This window comes from Methanobrevibacter arboriphilus JCM 13429 = DSM 1125 (assembly GCF_002072215.1).
In the GTDB taxonomy this organism is placed as follows: domain Archaea; phylum Methanobacteriota; class Methanobacteria; order Methanobacteriales; family Methanobacteriaceae; genus Methanobinarius; species Methanobinarius arboriphilicus.
The window spans coordinates 174,994-196,889 of record NZ_JXMW01000006.1 but is presented as its reverse complement, the minus strand read 5'-3'; the positions used below and the strand labels follow the sequence as shown (position 1 = coordinate 196,889).

General features: G+C 23.9%; 19 protein-coding genes. 14 read left to right on the top strand and 5 right to left on the bottom strand.

Features of this window, described 5'->3' with window-relative positions:
• Positions 1-225: 225 nt before the first annotated feature.
• The 5 genes from MBBAR_RS04645 to MBBAR_RS04625 all read left to right on the top strand — a co-directional run bounded on the left by MBBAR_RS04645 (position 226) and on the right by MBBAR_RS04625 (position 6,882).
• Entirely contained in the window at positions 226-1,056 is an 831-nt protein-coding gene (locus MBBAR_RS04645) for a class I SAM-dependent methyltransferase (protein ID WP_080460097.1), read from the top strand.
• Positions 1,057-1,260: 204 nt separating this feature from the next.
• Entirely contained in the window at positions 1,261-2,319 is a 1,059-nt protein-coding gene (locus MBBAR_RS04640) for an ABC transporter substrate-binding protein (RefSeq protein ID WP_225370052.1), read from the top strand.
• Between the two features lie 264 nt (positions 2,320-2,583).
• A complete protein-coding gene (locus MBBAR_RS04635) occupies positions 2,584-3,759 on the top strand; it encodes a choloylglycine hydrolase family protein (protein WP_080460095.1) in 1,176 nt (391 codons plus the stop codon).
• 599 nt (positions 3,760-4,358) lie between these two features.
• A complete protein-coding gene (locus tag MBBAR_RS04630; RefSeq protein WP_080460094.1) occupies positions 4,359-4,631 on the top strand; it encodes a DUF6110 family protein in 273 nt (90 codons plus the stop codon).
• Between the two features lie 82 nt (positions 4,632-4,713).
• Complete coding sequence (locus tag MBBAR_RS04625) at positions 4,714-6,882, top strand: heavy metal translocating P-type ATPase (protein ID WP_080460093.1); 2,169 nt, start codon at positions 4,714-4,716, stop codon at positions 6,880-6,882.
• A gap of 211 nt (positions 6,883-7,093) precedes the next feature.
• Here MBBAR_RS04625 and MBBAR_RS04620 read toward each other — a convergent pair whose 3' ends face one another.
• The gene (locus MBBAR_RS04620) at positions 7,094-7,378 is read right to left on the bottom strand and encodes a hypothetical protein (protein ID WP_080460092.1); all 285 of its coding nucleotides are present in this window, start codon (positions 7,376-7,378) and stop codon (positions 7,094-7,096) included.
• Positions 7,379-7,888: 510 nt separating this feature from the next.
• Here MBBAR_RS04620 and MBBAR_RS04615 point away from each other — a divergent pair.
• Positions 7,889-9,595 (top strand): glutamate--tRNA ligase, encoded by a 1,707-nt coding sequence (locus tag MBBAR_RS04615; protein WP_080460249.1) that lies wholly within the window; start codon positions 7,889-7,891, stop codon positions 9,593-9,595.
• 812 nt (positions 9,596-10,407) lie between these two features.
• Here the strand turns inward: MBBAR_RS04615 and MBBAR_RS04610 are convergent.
• On the bottom strand, positions 10,408-10,617 hold the full coding sequence (locus MBBAR_RS04610) for a KTSC domain-containing protein (protein WP_042701408.1): 210 nt from the start codon (positions 10,615-10,617) through the stop codon (positions 10,408-10,410).
• Positions 10,618-10,967: 350 nt separating this feature from the next.
• On the bottom strand, positions 10,968-11,957 hold the full coding sequence (locus MBBAR_RS04605) for a hypothetical protein (RefSeq protein WP_080460091.1): 990 nt from the start codon (positions 11,955-11,957) through the stop codon (positions 10,968-10,970).
• Between the two features lie 724 nt (positions 11,958-12,681).
• Between MBBAR_RS04605 and MBBAR_RS04600 the strand changes: the two genes are divergently transcribed.
• A complete protein-coding gene (locus MBBAR_RS04600) occupies positions 12,682-13,917 on the top strand; it encodes an LL-diaminopimelate aminotransferase (RefSeq protein WP_080460090.1) in 1,236 nt (411 codons plus the stop codon).
• A gap of 73 nt (positions 13,918-13,990) precedes the next feature.
• On the top strand, positions 13,991-15,616 hold the full coding sequence (locus MBBAR_RS04595) for an FAD-dependent oxidoreductase (protein ID WP_080460089.1): 1,626 nt from the start codon (positions 13,991-13,993) through the stop codon (positions 15,614-15,616).
• Between the two features lie 74 nt (positions 15,617-15,690).
• On the opposite strand, the gene MBBAR_RS10525 is transcribed toward MBBAR_RS04595, so the two are convergent.
• Positions 15,691-16,047, bottom strand: coding sequence for a flavodoxin family protein (locus MBBAR_RS10525; RefSeq protein WP_263641022.1), 357 nt, complete (start codon positions 16,045-16,047; stop codon positions 15,691-15,693).
• An 8-nt stretch (positions 16,048-16,055) separates the two neighbouring features.
• Positions 16,056-16,238 (bottom strand): NAD(P)H-dependent oxidoreductase, encoded by a 183-nt coding sequence (locus MBBAR_RS10620; RefSeq protein WP_080460087.1) that lies wholly within the window; start codon positions 16,236-16,238, stop codon positions 16,056-16,058.
• 487 nt (positions 16,239-16,725) lie between these two features.
• Between MBBAR_RS10620 and MBBAR_RS04580 the strand changes: the two genes are divergently transcribed.
• From MBBAR_RS04580 to MBBAR_RS04555, 6 genes are all read left to right on the top strand, one after another.
• Positions 16,726-17,145, top strand: coding sequence for a TipAS antibiotic-recognition domain-containing protein (locus MBBAR_RS04580; protein WP_080460086.1), 420 nt, complete (start codon positions 16,726-16,728; stop codon positions 17,143-17,145).
• Between the two features lie 103 nt (positions 17,146-17,248).
• The gene (locus MBBAR_RS04575) at positions 17,249-17,932 is read left to right on the top strand and encodes a DUF6882 domain-containing protein (protein WP_080460085.1); all 684 of its coding nucleotides are present in this window, start codon (positions 17,249-17,251) and stop codon (positions 17,930-17,932) included.
• 240 nt (positions 17,933-18,172) lie between these two features.
• Positions 18,173-18,796, top strand: a complete 624-nt coding sequence (locus MBBAR_RS04570; RefSeq protein ID WP_080460084.1) for a DUF6891 domain-containing protein — start codon at positions 18,173-18,175, stop codon at positions 18,794-18,796.
• A gap of 12 nt (positions 18,797-18,808) precedes the next feature.
• Entirely contained in the window at positions 18,809-19,483 is a 675-nt protein-coding gene (locus tag MBBAR_RS04565) for a hypothetical protein (protein WP_080460083.1), read from the top strand.
• Positions 19,484-19,748: 265 nt separating this feature from the next.
• A complete protein-coding gene (locus tag MBBAR_RS04560) occupies positions 19,749-20,612 on the top strand; it encodes a hypothetical protein (RefSeq protein ID WP_080460082.1) in 864 nt (287 codons plus the stop codon).
• Positions 20,613-21,053: 441 nt separating this feature from the next.
• Positions 21,054-21,881 carry an AAA family ATPase gene (locus MBBAR_RS04555; protein WP_080460081.1) on the top strand — a complete coding sequence of 276 codons (828 nt, stop codon included), beginning with the start codon at positions 21,054-21,056 and terminating at the stop codon, positions 21,879-21,881.
• The last annotated feature ends 15 nt before the right edge of the window (positions 21,882-21,896 follow it).

Here is a 21,896-nt window from a genome sequence, read left to right as displayed (position 1 = left end):
TTAATTTTAAATTATAATTATAGTGATAGTTTATATCATTCATATGATTATATTTTTTTTAAAAATTTTATTTTCTTTTTTTAAGGTTTTAGATAGCTTTAAATATAATTATGAGTAAAATGTTATGTATAATAATACATTTCGTTTTGTATGTAGGGCATTTCGTTTTGTGTATACTTGATTATAATTTAATTCAATTTAAATAAATTAAAAATAGGTAATATTATGGATTCTAATGATTGTATAAAAGATCCCAATGATTTTGACTGGGAAAAAGCTTGGGCAAATGAAGTTGGGTCTAAGAAAAGAGAAAAGAAGTGGACTAAAGATACACCGAAAATTCATTTTGAAAAAATAGCTGTTAAAGATGAATATCATGAAAAGTTAATTCCTAAATTAATACTTGGGGATGAGGACACAGTTTTGGACTTGGGAAGTGGTGAAGGTGCTGTAACTTCATTGATAGCTGAAAAAGTTAAATCTGTAACTGCTATTGATTCTTCACCAGTTATGCTTGACATGCTCAAACAAAGAATTGAACATTATAATATTGATAATATTGATATTGTTGAGAGTGATATTGAAGATGCAACCGTTGATAATGTTGGAAAATTTGATGTTGTTGTTGCTTCAAGATCTTTTATGGGAATTCATGAAATTAAAGATACAATTATAAATATTCAAAAAATAGCTAAGAAATATGTGTTTTTAGTTGTATTTGGAAGGAATAATTGGAAATTAGAGAAGAAATTCTATGAGGAAATTGGAAAAGATTATCCTGATTTTGCACCTTATGATTATTTATTTAATTTATTGGTTAGTTTAGGTATCTATCCTAATATTGAAAATTTTGACCTTGTAGGTAATAGAAAATATGATGATATTGAAGATGCATTTATTAGAATGAAATGGAAGATGAATAATCTTTCTGAAGAGGAAGTTGATAAAATAAGGCCATTTTTAGAAGAAAATTTAACACTTAATAAAGAGGATGGAAAGCTAGAGAATCTTGAAGATAAAGCTGATTTAGTATTAATGTGGTGGAAAATTAAGTAATTTAGCATTAAATAGGATAAGATAATCTAATAAGATAATTAATAAGATAATTTAATAAGATAATCTATATTAATGGATAATTTAATGCTAATAAGTAATTTATGCTTAAATAGATAGTTTAATAGTAAATAACTAATTTTATTTAATTTTCTTAATGGGGTTGTAAATATTAATAAAAATATTATACTTGTGGTCATAGCTATATTGATAGTTTCTGGTGTTGGAATTGCTTACTACTTTAACCCAGGTTCATCTATATCTCAAGATGGAAATATCACCATAACTGACATGGTTGGTAGGACAATTACTGTTCCTAGTGATGTTTCAAATGTAGTAGCTACTTCTCCTCCTATGACTACAATGGTTTATATGCTTACTCCTGATAAATTAGGTGGACTGAATTATCAGTGGACGGATATAGAAAAAGAATATGTAAATAGTAAATATCTTAATTTACCAGTAATTGGTGGATGGTTTGGACGACAAGATGGTAGCTATGAACAGATTATTTCTGTTAATCCTGATCTTGTAATTGAAGGAGCTATGGGTGATGTTGATTTAGCTACTGTAAATGAAAGACAAACTAAATTTGGAACTATTTCTGTTGTTGGAGTTACTGATAACTCTGATGTTACTAAAATTACTCCCTCAATTGAATTTATGGGGAAATTACTTGGTGCTGAGGATAAAGCTAATAAATTGATTGATTTTACTAATAAATATCTTGATAAAACTGAAAAAGTTTCAAGTTCTATTCCTGATAATGAGAAAAAGAGGGTTTATTATGCTGAAGGTGATGAAGGTCTTCAAACAGACCCTAGTGGTTCTCTCCATGCTCAATTAATTGATATTGTTGGTGGAAAGAATGTTGCAGATATTCAACTGCAAGAAGGGGTTGGACAAGTTGATGTTTCAATTGAACAAGTTATTAAATGGAATCCTGAGGTTATAATAACTACTAGTCCTGACTTTTATCAAAAGGTTTACAATAATTCTAAATGGGCGGATATTGATGCAGTTAAAAATAAACAAGTTTATTTGTCTCCACAATCTCCATTTAAATGGTTTGACAGGCCTCCTGGTGCAAATATAATTATTGGTATTCCATGGACTGCTAAAGTCATATATCCAGATAAATACTCAGATATTGATCTTAAATCTGAAGTTAAGATGTTTTATAAAGAATTTTATCACTATGACTTGAGTGATGAGGATGTTGTAAATATTCTTAAAAGTAGTGGGTTAAAAGAAGAAAATATGTAACTTTAATAAAATATTTAGCTTTATTTATATAAAATTTTATTTTATCATTTTTATTATAATTTTTCACTATTTTTTAAATTTTATAATTTATTTAATAATTCTAATTTACAATTATTCAATAATTATATATTATGTTAATAACATATTATATAGTAATAATATATTATACAATAATATATTTTATATATGTATATTAAAGAATATGTATTAAAAATACATATTAAATGAATATAGATTAAATGAATAGGTGTTAAGGGTGAAAAAATGTGTACAAGTATTTTTACTAAGACTGAGGACAATAAACATTTTCTAGCAAGAACAATGGATTTTTCATTTCCTTTAGAGGGGAATCCTGTTTTTTTACCAAGAGAGTATAGCTGGCATGTTTTTGGTAAAGAAATGACAAATAAATATGCGATGCTTGGGACTGGTCGAGGAATAGCTGGAAATTATATTTTTACTGATGGAATAAATGAGCATGGTCTTGCTATGGCTGAACTTTATTTACCTGGTGAAGCTGTATATAATAAAAATGAAGTTAAAGGCAAAAATAACTTAGCTCCATGGGAGTTTTTGAATTGGGTTTTAGGTAATTATAAGTCAATTGCTGATTTAGAAAAGAATTTAAAGAATATTAGGTTAATCGATACTGAAATACCTATCATGAATAAGTCAATTCCTTTGCATTATATTTTTGCTGATATTACTGGTCGTGTGGTTGTAATTGAGCCTAGTGGTGGCGAATTAAAATTTAAGGAGAATCCTGTTGGTGTTATGACCAATACTCCTAATTTAGAATGGCATACACAAAATCTTAGGAATTATATTCATATTCAACCTAAACAATTTAGTCCAAAAAAATATGGTGAATTTACTGCAACACCTTTTTCACAAGCAACTGGAACAACAGGCCTTCCTGGTGGATTTACACCTTCTAATCGTTTTGTTCGTGCAGCATTCTTCAAAGAATATATTAATAAAGCTAAAAATGAGGAAGAAGGAGTTACTAATATATGGCAGATTTTAAGCACTGTCCGTATTCCAAAAGGCGTAGTTATTGAAGATTCTGAAGGTGAGGATTATACTGAGTATTTAGCTGGAATATGTTTGGAGAGCAGATCTTTTTATTTTACTCCATATGAAAATAATCGAATTACAAAAGTCAGATTAACTGATGAATTGATAGACGATGGTAATGTTGTTATATTTGAAGCTCCACGAAATCAATCATATGCTTCTCCTGAGGGAATAATAGATCGTAATGATACTATAACAACAATAAAAGAAGTAATAGAACTTTTAGACGATGTTAAAACTACTAAAAAAGGTCAAATAAAAGGTAAAAACAAGGATATTTTAGAGAATGTTGATGACAAATTTTTAAAAGAAAACATTTCTAATATAAAAGAATTTTTAGATGTTATTGAAAAAAATAAATAGTAAATAATTGAATTAATAATAATTGAATAAAAAATTATATTTTTTTATTCAATATTTTTTTATTATTAATATATTTTTATTATTGGTATATTTTTATATTATTTTTATATTATTTTTACATTATTTATATTAGTTTTATATTATTTTTTATAAGTGTTTTTATAATATATCTTCTTATTAGTACTATTTTTAATTTTTATAGTGTTTTTATAAATATTTTTATAATATCTTTTTTTATTTGTATTATTTTTAATTTTTGTAGTATTTCCAGCATTTATATGATATTTTTTTGTTTTTGAATTTTTTAGAAAAATTTAAATACTTGTTTATATTAATTTAGGTATAACTAAAAAATATTTAGGTAAACCTAAATTAAATCTAAATTATTTTTTAGAATATTAATTTTTAAAGTTCTTATATTTTATTTGACTTTGAAAATTAAATAGTATTAAATGATATTAAACAGTTTAAATAGCTCAAATATATTAAATAGTTTAAACAGCTTAAATAGATTAAATAGTTTAAATAATTCAAATAATATAGCTAAATATATTTTTAAGCTAAAACAATAGTTTTTGATAAAAAAGGAGAGATTTTTAATGAAAGAAAATTTAAATAAAGTTATTAAACATAAAAAATTATTATTGTTTGCAGGAGGAGCTATTACTGCAATAGCTGCTAAAAAAATATTGGAGAGTGATGAAACAAAAAAATTTTGTGTTAAGACACTTGCTAAAGTAATGGAATTACAAGACCAAGCAGAAGAAGCATTTCAAGATGTAAAAGATAATGCTGAAGATGTAAGATATGAAGCAAAATTAAAAACCAAAAATGAAGTTTTTAATGTTGAAGCTGAAGAAAATAAAAAATAATGTTTATGAATATTATTTTTTATAGAATTCTTTTCATAAGGACTATTTTTCATATAAAAAAATCTTTTATTTTTGTGGTTTTATGAAATATGAAGTTATGCATGATTTTCCAAATAGACTTAGAATTAGGTGCGGTAGAGATGCATTTACAGAAAAAGAGGGATATGGATTATCTAGGTTGTTTTTAAAATTCGATTTTATTAATGAAATAATTACATCCCATAGAAATGGCAGTCTAATAATAAAATATGATAAAAATAAGGATTATATTTTGGATTTTATTAATAAAATCAGAATTGAAGATATTAAAGAAGCAGAACCTACTGAAGAAGAAATTCTTAAAAAAATAGACACAGAATTCCAACTTAAGTTAACAAAAACAATTTTAAAAAGGATTTTTATTAAATTATTTGTACCTTATCCTATAGAAATTATAAAAGTTTTATATGATTCCATACCTTTTATAAAAAAAGGTTTAAGAAGTATGTGGAATTTTAAGATAGATGTTCCATTACTTGATTCAATAGCTATATTCACATCAATATTTATGAAATCATTTAATTCTGCGGGTTCTGTGATATTCTGGGTATCTTTAGCTGATTTACTTGAAAGTTACACTGTTAAAAGAACTAAAAATACTTTAAAAAATAGTTTAGCTATAAACATTGATACTGTTTGGCTAGTGAAAAAAAATAACAATAAGGATAAGAGTAATAACAATAAAAACAATGATTTTGATTTAAAAAATAATTTTGATCTAAAAAATTTTGATCTAAAAGAGATAAATGAAATAAAAGCCCCAATTTCAGAAATATCTAGGGGGGATTGGATTCGGATTCGAACTGGAAGTGTGATTCCTGTTGATGGGGCTATTGTTAGTGGAGATGCAATGATAAATGAGTCTTCAATGACTGGAGAACCATTATCAATTCATAAAACCATTGGTAAAATAGTTCATGGTGGAACAGTAGTTAAAGAAGGTTCTATAATTGTAGAAGTCATTGCAATTAATGAAGAAACAAGGATAAATAAGATCATTAATTTAATAGAAAATTCTGAAAACTTGAAAGCAGAAATTCAAAGTAAAGCAGAATACTTAGCTGATTCAATAGTTCCATTTAGCTTGCTAGCTACATTATTCACTTACTTGTTAACTAAAAATTCTATTAAGGCTTTGTCAGTCCTTATGGTAGATTATTCTTGTGCTATTAAATTGGCTACTCCAATTTCTGTAATATCTGCAATGGAAGAAGCATCTGATCATAAAATGATGATAAAAGGAGGTAAATATCTAGAAAATTTTGCTAAAGCTAAAACAATAGTTTTTGATAAAACTGGAACATTAACTAAAGCTTGTCCAAAGGTAGCTAAAATAATTTCTTGTGGAAATTTGTCACGAGATGAAGTATTAAAAAATGCAGCATGTTTAGAAGAACATTTTGCACATAGTGTTGCAAGAGCAATTGTAAAACAAGCAGAAATAGAAGATCTTCAACATGAAGAATATCATGCTGAAGTAGAGTATATTGTGGCACATGGAATATCAACAACATTAAATAAAAAGAGAACTTTAATTGGCAGTGCTCACTTTATTTTTGAAGATGAAAGTGTTTCAATAACTAAAAAACAGCAAAAATTAATTGACGATAGTATAAATGAATATTCAACAATATTTTTTGCAATGGATGGTAAGTTAGAAGGGATTATTTGTATAGAAGATCCTATAAGAAAAGAAGCTAAAGATGTTATAATTAAATTAAAAGAGTTGGGAATTGAGAATATGATTATGTTGACTGGAGATAGTGAAAATGCAGCATATCATGTTTCAAAAGAATTAAAAATCACTGAATATCGATCTCAAGTTTTACCTGAAGATAAAGCAAACATTGTACAAGATCTTCAGGATAAGTTTGGAAAAGTTATAATGGTTGGGGATGGAATTAATGATTCTCCTGCATTATCAGTTTCTGATGTATCTGTAGCTATGAAGGATTCTTCTGATATTGCAAGAGAAGTAGCTGCTATATCCCTACTTTCTGATGATTTAAACCAGCTTTTAACACTTCGAATTTTAAGTGAAAGAATGCTAAATAAAATAAATAATAATTATAATGGTATATTAGCTATTAATACATCTTTAATTGTTTTAGGAATAACTGGTATTATGAGTCCTTCAAATTCTTCATTAATCCATAATCTTTCGACAGTAGCTTTTGGAGCATTAAGTACAAGAAAATGTTTAGATAAGTAATCTATACTATTTTTAATTTTAATTTTTAAGGTTTTTATAAATCTTTTATTTTTTTATTTATTATTATTTTTTAGTATTATTTCTTTATTATTACTTATTTAGTATTACTTATCTGCTATTTTTTATTACTATTATTATTTTTTAGTATTATTTCTTTATTATTACTTCTTTATTATTTTATTCCTTCATTGTTTTTATTATTAATTTTTTGTTATATGTTTGGAGTGCAATGTGGTTTATCATTAGTAGCTCCATAAGCTCTTTTTTCTCTTTCTTCAATTTTTAAGATTATTCCATTGCTAAATATTTCATAGATAATATCTCCATCTTTTATTTTCATTGATTTTGAAGACGTCTTTATTGTATCATCATCTTTCTGATAAAATTGAGATATGGTTATTTCTAAATTATTAGTTATTGTAATTTTTTTGTCTTTTTCACTATACTTATCGATTCTCTTTTTTATATATTTCAAAACCTTTTTTTCATCTGACATTTTTTAGCCTCGAATTTTTCTTTAAATAAACTTGAATATTTGATTTTTAATCATGTCTTTTATTTTTTTCTATTGTTTTAGACTAATTCTATTGTATACTAATATTTGTAGTTTTTATTAATTATTTTTTTTGGCTTGATTCTAGGATTTTTATTAAAAATTATCTATATTAACTATTTATATAGTGTAATCAATAATTATAATATATTATATAATTATAATAATTATAATAGAGATAATTTATAATAATTATACTAGATATAACAAACTAGATTAATAATAATAGTTTACAAAGATAATTATTGAGATAATTTAGAAGCAATTATTAGATAATTTAGAAATAATTATAGAAATAATTATAGAGATAATTTTATTTAGAGATAATTTTATTAAAAATAATTATATTTTTATTAAAAATAGTGATAATTAAAATATAGATAATTCTATTATAATATCATCTAATTTTAAGCATAATTAATTTTCACACGTGATTATATGGATATCTTAGAAATGACTGACTTAGAAAAAACAATCTATAAATATGCACTTTTAAATGCAGTTAAACATAAAGGAAATGCGAATCCAGGAGCTGTTATGGGAGCTATCATGAGTAGTGAACCAGATTTAAGAAAAGATGCTAAAAAGATAGGGTCAGTATCTGGTAGGATAGTTGCAAAAGTTAATGGAATGTCTACTGAAGAAATAGAACTTGAAATAGCTAATTTGGGTATTGAAATTGAAGACAATAAAACTAATAATGAGAAAGAGAAAGGTCTTTCAGATTTACCTGGTTCTCATAAAAATGTTGTAATGCGTTTTGCTCCTAATCCAAGCGGCCCTTTACATATTGGTCATGCAAGAGCTGCAGTACCTAATGGGGAATATGCTGAAAGATATGATGGAAAATTGATTCTTCGTATTGAGGATACTGATCCAAAAAGAATTTATCCTCCTGCTTATGATATGATTCAAGAGGATCTTGAGTGGTTAAATATAAAAATTGATGAAATTTATTATCAAAGTGATAGGTTTCCAATTTATTATGAATATGCAGAAAAACTAATTAAAAATGGTGCTGCATATATGTGTCAATGTGAAGGTGGAGAGTTTAAAAAATTAAAAGATGCTTGTAAAGCTTGTCCTTGTAGATCTAAATCTCCTGAAGAAAGTATGGAGTTATGGAGAGAATTTTCTAATATGGAGGCTGGTCAAGCAGTTCTTCGTGTTAAAACTGATATAAAGCATAAAAATCCTGCTATTCGTGATTGGGTAGCTATGAGAATTGTTGAAGAAGAGCATCCTCGTATTGGAAGAAAATATAAAATTTATCCTATGATGAATTTTTCAGTAGCTATTGATGATCATTTAATGGGTATGACTCATGTTTTAAGAGGTAAAGACCATTTAGCTAATAGTGAAAAACAAAAATATCTTTATGAACACATGGGTTGGGATGTTCCAGAGTTCATACATTATGGAAGGCTTAAAATGGAAGATATTGCACTTAGTACTTCAAAAGCTATGGCTGGAATTGAAGAAGGTACTTATATGGGTTGGGATGATCCTAGACTTGGAACTCTTAGAGCTATAGCTAGAAGAGGAATTCAAAATAAGGCTATCCATGATTTAATGGTTGAAATTGGTGTTAAAATGTCTGATTCAGCTATTAGCTGGAAAAAGATTTATGGTCTTAATAGAAATATTCTAGAGGAAATTTCCAACCGTTATTTTTTTGTTCCAAATCCTAAAAAAATTAAGATAGATGACTTAAGTATCGAAAAAAATAATGAAACTGATATTAATGAAACTGATATTGAGATAATTGAAAGACCTCTTCATCCAGATCATCTAAAAAGAGGTAATAGAAAACTTGTTTTTGATGGTGAAGTCTATATTTCTAGTAATGATTTAGATGATGGTATTGTTCGTTTAATGGATGCAATAAATATAGATATTAAAAATAATGATATTTTTTATAATAGTAAGTCTTTTGAAGAGGCAAGGAAATTAAAAGCTAGAATTATTCAATGGGTTCCAGCTAATGATAATATTAAAGCAAAAATTGTTATGGATGATGCCTCTATAGTAGAGGGGATTTGTGAATCTGATTGTAAAAATCTTAATGTTGGAGATATTGTACAATTTGAAAGATTTGGATTTGCAAGGTTAGATGAGATTAATAATGATGAGCTTATTTTTTATTTTGCTCATAAATGATTTTATTTAGTAATTTTATCTTTTAATATTATTTAGTAATTTTATTTAGTAACTTTATTAGTAATTTTTTTATTATACTTATTTTTATTATTTTTTAATATTAGTATCTTATTAGCATTATTATTAGTATTATTATTAGTATTATTAATATTATTATTAATATTATTATTTGTAATACTTTATTTATTATTTTTTAAATATTAGTATTTTTGATATTATAAGTATTATAAGTATTATAAGTATTATAAGTATTATAAGTATTATAAGTATTATAAGTATTATTAATGTTATTAATATTATTAGTGTTATTAATATTATTATTTGTAATACTTTATTTATTATTATTTTTTTTAAAAAAAAATATTGGTGTTTAAAAAATATTGGTATAATTTATAATACGATATATAAATGTTATTAGTATTATTTATATTAGTATTATCCATATCAATATTACTAATTATTGCTAATATTACTAATAATATTTATACTAATATTATTCATATCTGTATTATTTAAAAATAAATAATATTAAATCTAACATTAAGTCTAATACTAAATCTAATACTAAATTTAATACTAAACTTAATACTAATCTAATATTAAATCTAATATTAAGTCTAATACTAAACTTAATACTAATCTAATATTAAATCTAATATTAAATGATAAATTTAATAATAAATCTAAAAATTAGTCTAAATATAAATCTAAAATAATAAAAATTAATAAAAATGGAAAATTTTTGAAAATAGAATTAATAGAAAAATGAATTATTAATTAATAGAAAAATGCATTATCCTTCTTTCAATTTTTTAAAGTTTTTTATATGGATATTTTTCCTTAATATATTTGCTGAAATATGTTCCATGTGAATCAGCAGATAATAAATCTTCATGGTCTGCGTTAGAAACCCCATAGAAGTGATAAATCTTTTTATTTAGAAGTTCGACTTCTAATGTTTGTGTTATAGGGTCATATCCTACCGAAGCAAGATCTTTTGAATTAACGGGAACTCTATCCATAACTCATCACCCCCAGTATTAAGTTACTATTATATATGTACATGATTTTATTTAATTTTTTTGGATATTATAAATAAAATTTGTATATTATGTTATTCATAATAAATTATTCTATTCATTTTAATATAGTAATTTATAAGTTATAGTTATGCAAATATTAAAATATGATATAATTTTTGATTAACATAATTAATAAAAGAATATAAACAGGAATTTCATTGATTCATTAGTAAAGAATAAATTAATTTATAAGGAATAAATTGAGTTATAATAAATAGTTTAATATAATAAATAATTTAATAATAAATAATTTAATTTATTAATAATTCTAAAAATTATACTTAACAATTTTAGAATATTTTTTTAACATCAGAAAAACTTATCCATTTTTCCTGTGCCCTATATTTTACCCTTATATTTTCGTGTTTTATCTCTAATATTTTACTGGAATAGCTTTCACCATTATAATTGAATATTATTTCATCTCCAACTTTTATATCATAATAGTTTCCACCAATAAGTATTTTTTCACCCATATCAAACAACCCTTCTGTATATGAAGATTTTTCATCATCATTATGAGAATCTGAGTATTTTAAGTTATCATGATTATTATAGTTTTCATATTCCTTTTCATATTCCTTTTGATATTCTTTTTCATATTCTTCATCACCATAATCACTATAATTCTTATACTTCTTATCATTATAATTATTATTATCTATATAATCATTATTGTATTGATTATCGATATTTAAATTACTATTTAAATTATTTTTGACAGGATTATATTCTTCAGGAGTTGTATATGGAGTTATAGTATCATCATTTACTAAATCTGGTTCCTTTTTAATTATCCTAAAGCTTCCATCTTCATTTTCTTCTAGATCAATATTTTCATTATTTTCAATTTCATTTGTTTCAGTGTTTAAGTTTTCAGGAGTATTTAAATTATATAAATTTTCTTCTTCTAAATCAATATTCTGATTTAAAGAAATTTCTATATCTTGTTCATGATTTTGATAATAATCATTACTTATAATATCTTGATGTTTTATATGCATAGGTTCTTGAAATATTTTACTTGCTACTCCATTTTTCAATTCTTTTTTTTCTTGCATTGGTTCTTCCCAAGACTTACTCACAAAACTATATTCATTCGATTCTTCTTCAAGATTATTTTCTGTGAATGGATCTTTCCAATGTTTATTTACAATCGGTGGTAGATCATCTGATAAATCTGAAGTTTTTTTATCTTTATACAGTAATTTAACTAATATAATAGCTATTGCTCCAATTACAATTATTGTAGTAATTATTGGGAATGTTATTGGATTCATGTTTATCATCGATTTAGATTTTTTATGTTTCATTATAAAATTTTTTTATACAAATGTAATTTAAGTAAAATGAATATAAACTATATTAAAAATATAATTTTTTCAATATTTATTAATTTAATATACTTAATATTATATATTTATTTATAATGATACTTAATATAGATATTTAATATATTTAATTCTTATCTTAACTACATTTTTATATATATATTTTTTATATTCTTTATATTCTTATTTTAATCTTTATTTTTTAATTTTTTTCAGTTAATTTTTATTTATAGTTGTTACTTTCCTTATATTTTTGGTTTATTTAAAAATTAATAATAGTGTTTTTAATTAATAATAAATTTTTTAATAGTATTATTTTTTTATTAAAATTGTCTTTTTAGATTTTTTATAAAAAAATTTATTAAATACTTTTTATAAATAGTTATTATTCTCTATTTGTTATAATATTATTCTCTATATTATAATACATCTTTATTTATTAATAATACTCTTTATTTATTAGTAATATTCTTTAAATAATTATTATAATTTTTTAAATAAATATTATAAGCAAGCATTTGATTTTATTTACAAAATAGGTCTTTATTTGTAGATTTCTATTAGCAGGCCTTTATTTTTAGGTCTTTAGTAGGTCTTTATTTATAGATCTTTATTAGTAGGTCTTTGTTAGTAAAATATTTAATCAATTATATTTTATAATGGTGGACAATTTATGAGCGTAAAAATTAATGAAAATTATCTTTTATTACAAAATAGCTATCTATTCATTGAAATTGCAAGAAGAATTGATGAATTTCAGAAAAATAACCCAGAAGTTGATATAATTCGTATGGGAATTGGAGATGTAACAAAACCTTTAACACCAACTGTTTTAACTGCTTTTAAAAAAGCTGTTGTTGAGATGGGTGATGAAAAAACATTTATGGGTTATGGCCCTGAGCAAGGTTATCCTTTTTTAATTAAAACAATTATAAAAAATGATTTTGAGCCATTAGGCGTTAATTTAGAGTTAGATGAAGTCTTTATTAGTGATGGATCAAAGTGTGATACTGGTAATATTCAAGAAATATTCGATTTAAATAATAAGATTGCCGTAACTGATCCTGTTTACCCTGTTTATGTAGATACTAATGTAATGGCTGGTCGCACTGGTCATATTAAGGATAATGGTATGTATGAAGGGTTAGTTTATTTGCCATGTATTCAAGAAAATGATTTTGTACCAGAATTACCTAAAGAAAAGGTAGATATAATTTATCTCTGTTTCCCAAATAATCCTACTGGAACTACACTTAATAAAGAACAATTAACTAAGTTTGTAGAATATGCAAAAGAAAATGAATCTATAATATTATTTGATGCAGCTTATGAGAAATTTATAACTGAAGATGATGTTCCTCATAGTATTTATGAAATAGATGGAGCTAAAGAGGTAGCTATTGAATTTAGAAGTTTTTCAAAAACTGCAGGGTTTACTGGAACTAGATGTGCATATACTATTGTTCCAAAAGAACTTAAAGCAGTAGATAGCTATGGTAACTTACAATCTGTTAATGAGCTTTGGAATAGGAGACAAACTACAAAATTTAATGGTGTTTCTTATCCTGTTCAAAAAGCTGCTGAAGCTACTTTCACAGAAGAAGGAAAGAAGGAAATAATGGATAATATTGAGTATTATATGAACAATTCAAAAATAATTCGAGAGAGTTTAGCTAATATAGGTTTAAATGTTTATGGCGGTGTAAATTCTCCTTATATTTGGGTTAAAACTCCTAATGATATGGATTCTTGGGACTTTTTTGATCTTCTTCTTAATGAAGCAAATGTGGTTGGAACTCCTGGTGCGGGCTTCGGTTCTAGTGGGGAAGGTTATTTAAGACTTACTGCATTTAATTCTTTAGAAAACACTAAAGAAGCAATGAAAAGGATTTCTGAATTATCTTTTTAGATATTTGATTTTTAAATAGCTGTATATTAACTTAAATATTTATTTAAAATAAAAATAAAAAGGAAATGGTATTTTGTTTAATGGAAAACACATCTCTTACTGGTTAGACAGTACAGAAATGAAAAACTATTCTTCTCTTAAAGAAGAGATAAAAGTTGATGTTGCTATTATTGGTGGGGGAATAGCTGGAATAACAACAGGGTTTATTCTTAAAAAACAAGGGTTCAATGTTGCTTTAATTGAATCTAATCGTATTGTTGGTGATGTTACTGCTGGAACAACAGCTAAAATCACTATTACATCTGGCTTAATCTATAGCAATCTTTTATCTAAATTTGGAAAAGATTTTGCTTTAAAATTTTATATGGCAAATTTTGATGCTTTTAATACCATTAGTAATATTGTCAATGAATTTAATATTGATTGTGATTATAGAGTTTCTTCTTTGTATTTATATTCTTCTGATGAAAATTCTTTTCATTTAATTAAAAATGAGTATGATTCATTAGAAGAGCTTGGAGTTCATGCAAAACTCACCGATGAATTACCATATCCTCATAAAGGATTAGGGATATTACATGATAATCAAGGTGAATTTCATCCAAAAAAATACTTAAATTTTTTAGCTGATTCTATTGATGGTGATGGTTCTTTTGTTTTTGAAAAAACACGAGCTTTCACTATTGAAGATGCTCCAAATGATTCATTCTATGATTCTGATTTGAAAAAGATTTCTAATGGTAATGATAGTGATTTAAAATTGATTCATACTGAAAATGGAAATATTTTAGCTAACTTCGTAGTTGTAGCTACTAATTCTCCTATATATGATCCAGATTCTGTATGTAATTTTATGTATCAAAATAAGTCATATATAATGGGAATTTATACTAATAAAAATAAAGATTCTGGTATGTTTGTAGATATTAACCCATTTCATTCTTATAGATCAACTAATACTGATAAGGGAGAAATGGTTATTGTTGGTGGTGAACATCATGATATTGGTGAGGTTGAAGATACTTGGGAGTGTTATAAAAACTTAAGTAATTATATTGAAGAAATTTTCGATACAACTGATATTGAATATTTTTGGTCTAATCAGGACAATAGATCTGTAGATGAGGTTCCTATAATTGGTGAAACTTCACATAATGGTGTTTATATAGCTACTGGTTTTGGAAGCTGGGGAATGACTACTGGAACTATATCAGCTAATGTTATTTCTCAATTAATATTAAATAAACTTGGTAAAAAGAGATTAAAACTTAATGAAAGAAAAGAAAATTTAAGAATAGATGATTATATTGATATTTTTGATCCTCAAAGATTTAAAGATAAAGAAGGTCATAAAGATATTGAAAAATGTTTAAATACATTTGATAGAGGATCTGAGATTGAAAATTCTGATATTTATGAGTTAAGTGATGAGGAATCTCAACTTTTATCTAAGTATTTATTAGAATTAAATTTTGAAGAAGCAAAAATTGTTAATATTGGAAATCATTCAGTAGCAATTTATAAAGATATTGATTCTAATTTTTATGGGGTTGAATCAAGATCTACTCATAGTGGTTGTACTCTTGTTTGGAATACAGCTGAAAAATCATGGGAATGCCCTAAATTTGGATCAAGATTTAGTTTTAATGGGAAAGTGATCCATGGACCTGCAATTTATGATTTAAAATCATATATTTAAAAATTCTTATGTATTATTTGTTTTTATATTTGCTTTTTAAACAATTTTAATTTTAAGTAATCTTTATTTCAATTTTAAGTAATTCTCATTGCAATATTTTCAGCTTCTTTAAGTATTTCATTTTTCTGGTTTAAATCTTCTTTTGAATGAATTCCTGCAGCTATTAATGTATTCACCACATCAAAATTCATAAAATCATATAAAAACGCTTTTTGATTTTTGGTATATTCTTCATAAACTTTAGCATCAGGGTTTCCTTGAGTATATATTAAAATAACTTTTTTCCCATCAACATTTCTATTTTTATTATTGTATATACTATAAAATCTATCTGTGAATAGTTTAGTTTGTGCTGTAACTTCACCAAAATAAATTGGTGATCCAATAATAATATAATCTGCATCCTCCATTTCTTTATGAATTTTATTTATATCATCATCTAATCACATGATTCATTTTCTTTGCAGTATCCACAAGCTTGACAAGGATTTATATTTAAACTGTTTAAAGATACTAATGCAGTTTCGTGGTTATTTTCATCTGCTGTGTTAAGTATTTTCTTAATTATTGTATTTGTACTACCTTCCTTATTAGGACTTCCTGAAAATGCCATAATTTTCATAAGTTCACCCCATTATTAAAATTTAAAAGTTATTATACTATTTTAATTAAATTATACCATTTTAATTAATCTTATAATTTAATTTTAGAACCTAATTTTATAAAATGTTTCTGTTCTATATAAGATATAAAATAATTTATATATAATTTGATTTATATATAAAATAGATTATATTTATTATATTAATATTATATTTAATAATATATTAGTTTATAACTATATTAGTTTATAACTAATTTAATAATTTATTTTATAATAATATCATAATAATATTAATAGTAATACTATTAATACTAATATTAATGCTATTAAATACTATTAATACTAACACAAATAATAATATTAATAATAATATTAATAGTAATATCAACAGTAATACTTAAAATTATTGTAGTAATAATAAACTTACTAATATTCATGTTTTTAAGTTTTTATTTAAATTTTTTATCTAAATTTCTTTATTTTTTAGAGTATAAGAGGGGTTTTAATGGTTTCTGATAAAGATCTTTTTGATGGAATGAGTGAAGATAATAAAAATAGGTATAAAAAAGATACGATCAATCGATATGGTAAGCGTTCATTTAAAAAAGCTGATAAAAAACTTAAAAAGATGAACCCTGCTGAATGGGAAAATTATCAATCTAACTTAAACAATTTAATTCAAGAAATAGCAAACTCTATGGATAAAAATGAATATAATTCAAAAAAAATTCAAAAATTAATATTTAAACATTTTAAATTAGTTGGGACTTTGAATCCAACAAATAAAGAATCTTATATTGAACTAGCAAATCTTTACTGTGAACATGAAGATTTTATAGTATTTTTTGATAATTATCATAAAGGATTGGCCGAGTTTATGTCTAAAGCTATGATCTATTTTGCAAATAATGATTCTAGAAATTAATTCTAGAAATTAATTTTTTAATTAACAATTTTTAATTATTTATATTCTATTTAATCAACATTAAACATTAAATTATATATACTAATGTATATCAATATAAACTATGAAAGAAAAGGCAATAAAAATAGAGGATTCAGATTCATTCCAAACAATATTCACAAAATATGGGGCAATAGCTTTAGATAAGCAAGAATGCTTTGGTGAAATTATTGGAGATACTATTGGGAATTTAAATATTGATGATGGAGTTATATCTTTTGGAGATGATTTAGAATTTCCAGTACAAATAATTGGAACTTTATCCAATGAAAATAATAAGTGGCATTGGGCATGGGATAATGAAGAGGTAAACTTCACTGAAAATTTAATCAAAGAGTCTTTTGATGTTAAAAAAATTGGTGAAAAATATAGTATTGGTCAGTTTATTACCGATGTATTTGATGCTGATTTACTTGAATCTCATTTGATAGCTATGACTGTTTCAGGTATTATGGATGATGATGCTTATTATGCAGTTGATCTGGGAGAAATTACAATCTTTGTAACTATTAAATCTGATAAAATTCAAAAAGATAACTCAATTGAAAGATTTATAAATGTTTATAATAAGTTTCAAAAAGAATTTGATGTTAAACCAAGACTTGCATTTGAAGGTTATACTAAACTTAGAGGATATAAATATAAGGAAAGAGATGAGTTTTCAGTAGCTAAAATTGATGAATCAAGAGTTATAGTTGGATTTTCAGAAAGAGGTAATGTAACTCATATTCAAACTCTGTTAGAATAATTTAATCTCTATTTTATGTTTTCATTCATATTTATTATAGTTTAAATATTTTAATACTTTTTGTATATATTTTATTAATATATTTATTCTATCAATATATTATTTTTTATATTATTTATAAGATTATTTCTAATATTAGTATAATATTATTTTTAGTATTATTTCTAATATTTAGCTTATATGACATTTTAAAATTTTAAATTTTGGTATTTGGGCATTCCTAATATTTTGGGTGGTTTTATGGATAAAGAATTAATCCAAGAAATAAATTATGAAATATCAATATTAATTGATTCTGGTTTTTATTACAATGATGAGATACTTGAAATTATAGAAGAACAGTTTATTGATGAAGATATACCATTAGATATTCTTAATAATATGATATTAGATAGATATAATGAAAATATATCTAAACAAAAGGATTGGGAAGAAAAAACTGACTTTGATAGACTTAGAGAGTGTTTTAATCAGATTAATAAAGAAAAGATAATAGCTATCCATAATGCAGGTTATACTATAGATGAAGGTGTTCATGATGCTTTTGAAGTGTTCCATCATCTTAAATCTAAAAATATGTCTCCTGAGGGATTTTGTTTTTATAATTTTCAAGATATAGAAGTAGCTATTAATTATAATCTGTTAAATATTGCTTTTGGAGATTTTACAGACAATGAAGAAAAATCATTAGATATAGGTAAAAAAATAACTAATATTTTTAAAATAAATAGCTTTTCTGTTAAATGGAATGAAGATATTAATACAAGAATTGAAATTAATCCATTTAAGTGGGAGAAATCCTTTGATAATCAAGAATATGAAATGGAAGGAGCTTTTAATTCTTATTTAAAGAACTATAAATAATTATGGGTATTTATGAAACAAAAAACTTTAAGGTTGATGGAAGATGCAATTTCATCAGCTGGAAGATGGACTTGGTTAGAAACATCTGAAAATTCTATTCAGCTTGATTTTGAAGATGTTCAATTGTATAAACCAAGTTTAGAAAAATATACTAAACATTCTAGTGAAATAACTATCCGTTTAGCTGACGATCCTTTTTTTGCTATTTTTTATAATGATTATGAAGATATAAATTTTTTAAATATAAAAAATAATTTAAACATAAAGAATAATAAAAAAAAGAATGACTTTTTAAAAGAAGAAGATTTTCAAATTAAAGATGATTTTTCATATAAGATAATAGAAAATGGGCTGAAATTTCAAGATTTTAATCTTTTTGAAAAAATAAATGAGAATTATAAGTTTAAAAAGACATTTTTAGGAAATATTGATGATTTTTCTAATATTAATAATGATTTTTCTAGTATTGAAGTTGATTTTATATTATTAGTTATTTTTGATGATATTGCTATTATTTGTGGAGCTAATCAGATTAATTTTTTCAATGATTTTGAGTCTTTAAATGATCATGATATTAAAAAGCTTTCTAATCAATGGTGGGTTTACTGGGTTGATTATTGGAAATCTAAAAAAACTGATCATGAATATGAGTATGATCCTGCTTGTGAAGTATTTTTATGGATATAAGTTTTCAGAAATACAATTTTTAATGATATAAATTTTCATGATATATATTTCCATGATTAGACTTGTATTATTATAGACTTGTATTATTATAGATTTGTATTATTATAGGTTTGTCTTATTATAGATTTTTATATATAGCTTTTTAATTTATTTTATTTCTAATTTATTTTATTTTAATATTATTTTATTTCTAATGTATTTTAATTTTATTAAATGATAATTTTATTAATGCTTTTAATAATATATTATAATAGGATTATTTACTATGAAATCTAATTCACATTATAAATCAGAAAATATAACTATTGAGGATATAGTCAATTGTTTAAATGATTTAGAAAGTATTGATTCTTTTTTTATATTAGAAAGAGGAGATTGTAGCTACCTCCAATGTATAAACTATAAAGGTCATTTATTAATTGAAGAGAGAGTTTATAAGGATAATAGTTTTAAACATTATGTTTTAGGTCATGATTATATTACCTTTAATGAAAATGAAGTCAAAAAAGATGGGATATTTGATACTGATGAAAGTATGATGTTTAATATAGGGCATGAAAATAAAAAATCTTACTTTAATAATAATAGATTAGCTATTGATGATAAATTTTTCAAAAGATTTTCAAATGAACTTTTTTCTTTAGAAGAGACTATTAGTACTTTTACTAATTATTATACTAATATTCCATTTGAATTTATCACAAAAAGAGATATAACTCACGAGTTTGGAGAGTTAGAAAAAGGATTTATTTTTATCAAATGGTTAAATTCAGCAGTTGATAATTTTAAGGAAGATTTAGATGAATTTATAACAATCATCGAACCTTTTATAATTGATGAACTTAAAAAAGATTGTATTGGTCGTAAAATTGTTTTTGATGAAAAAATGAGTGAAAGGTTAAATTTTCCTGAAAATGAAGATATTAATAATGAAGATATTAATAATGAAGATATTAATGGAAATAGTATCAAATGCTCAGTTTTTCAAGTCATAGACGTTTTCTGGGCTGCTGAGTCTATCATTGAAATTGCTAAAAAATATGAGTTTATACATGATATTGTTATTTTTAAAAAGAAAAGTCTTGAGGATATTGAGCTTATAAAAATAAGTATTGAAGATTTCAGCTAAATTATCCTATCAGGCAGCAAATAAACAATATTTAAAAATCAATAAAACCAATAAACAGAAAACTATAAAATAATAAACTTCATTAGCTAATTTGTTATTATTCATGACAATCACCCTAATATCAAGTTATTACTTTTAATTTTTCATATTAATAAATCTTACTATTTTAAATCAGGAAGGATAAAATATTTTAAAGACACTAAAATTGCATTAAGCTAAATAAAATATATAAAATATTTTAATTTATTATTTAAAGTCTATATTGTACAAACAAATTAATAGTTTAAGTTAATTTGTGCATTACATTTATATAATCTATTTTTAGAATTTTTATATACTTATTTTATTATCTATATTTATTTTATTATTAAAATTACTTTTCAAAAGCTCTCTGATTTATTTTATAAGTTATACTTTAGATATATTATTTTGGTAATTATTATGGATAAACAGACATTTGAAGATATTATTGATGAAACTGGGACTATTTTTAGAGATATTGATGTTTTTGGCCCAAATTATTTGCCAGAAATATATAAATATAGAGATAAACAGTTATATGAAATGGTTAGCTTTTGTAGAGGGCTTAAAAATGGACATCCTCCTCAAAATATGATGTTAGTAGGTAAATATGCAACTGGAAAAACATCTACAATATTGAAATACTTTAATTTAATAGAAGAAAGATTTAATAATGTTTTGTGTGTCCATATAAATTGTCAAGTTAATAAAACTGAATATAAAGTGTTTACTCAAATTTATAAAAGACTTTTTGGTGAAAATGTAAATGTTAATGGGTTATCTACTTTTAATATCTTTGAAAAATTAATGAAAGAGATTAGAAAAGACAATAAAATATTGATAGTAGCATTAGATGACTTTGATTTTATAAAAAATGATAAAGAGTTAAATAAAACATTATACAATCTTTTGAGAGCTCATGAAACATATAATAATGCTAAGATTTCAGTGATAACTATAACTTCGCAACGTAAAAGTATTATTCTAAATGATAGTGTTATTTCTAGCTTTCATCCAGTCGAGATCAATTTTCCAAGATATACTCATTCTCAAATATTTGATATTCTTAAACATAGGTGTATTGCAGGATTTTATCCCGGTGTAATATCTGAAAAACTCATTAATTTAGCTAGTGATTATACTTTTGAGCGAGAAGATTTACGTTATGGTATTAAGTTATTAAGTAAAGCAGGTGAACGTGCTGAAACTTATGGTTCTAGTAAGATTACTGAAGATTATATATACTAATTATTTTTTTTAAAT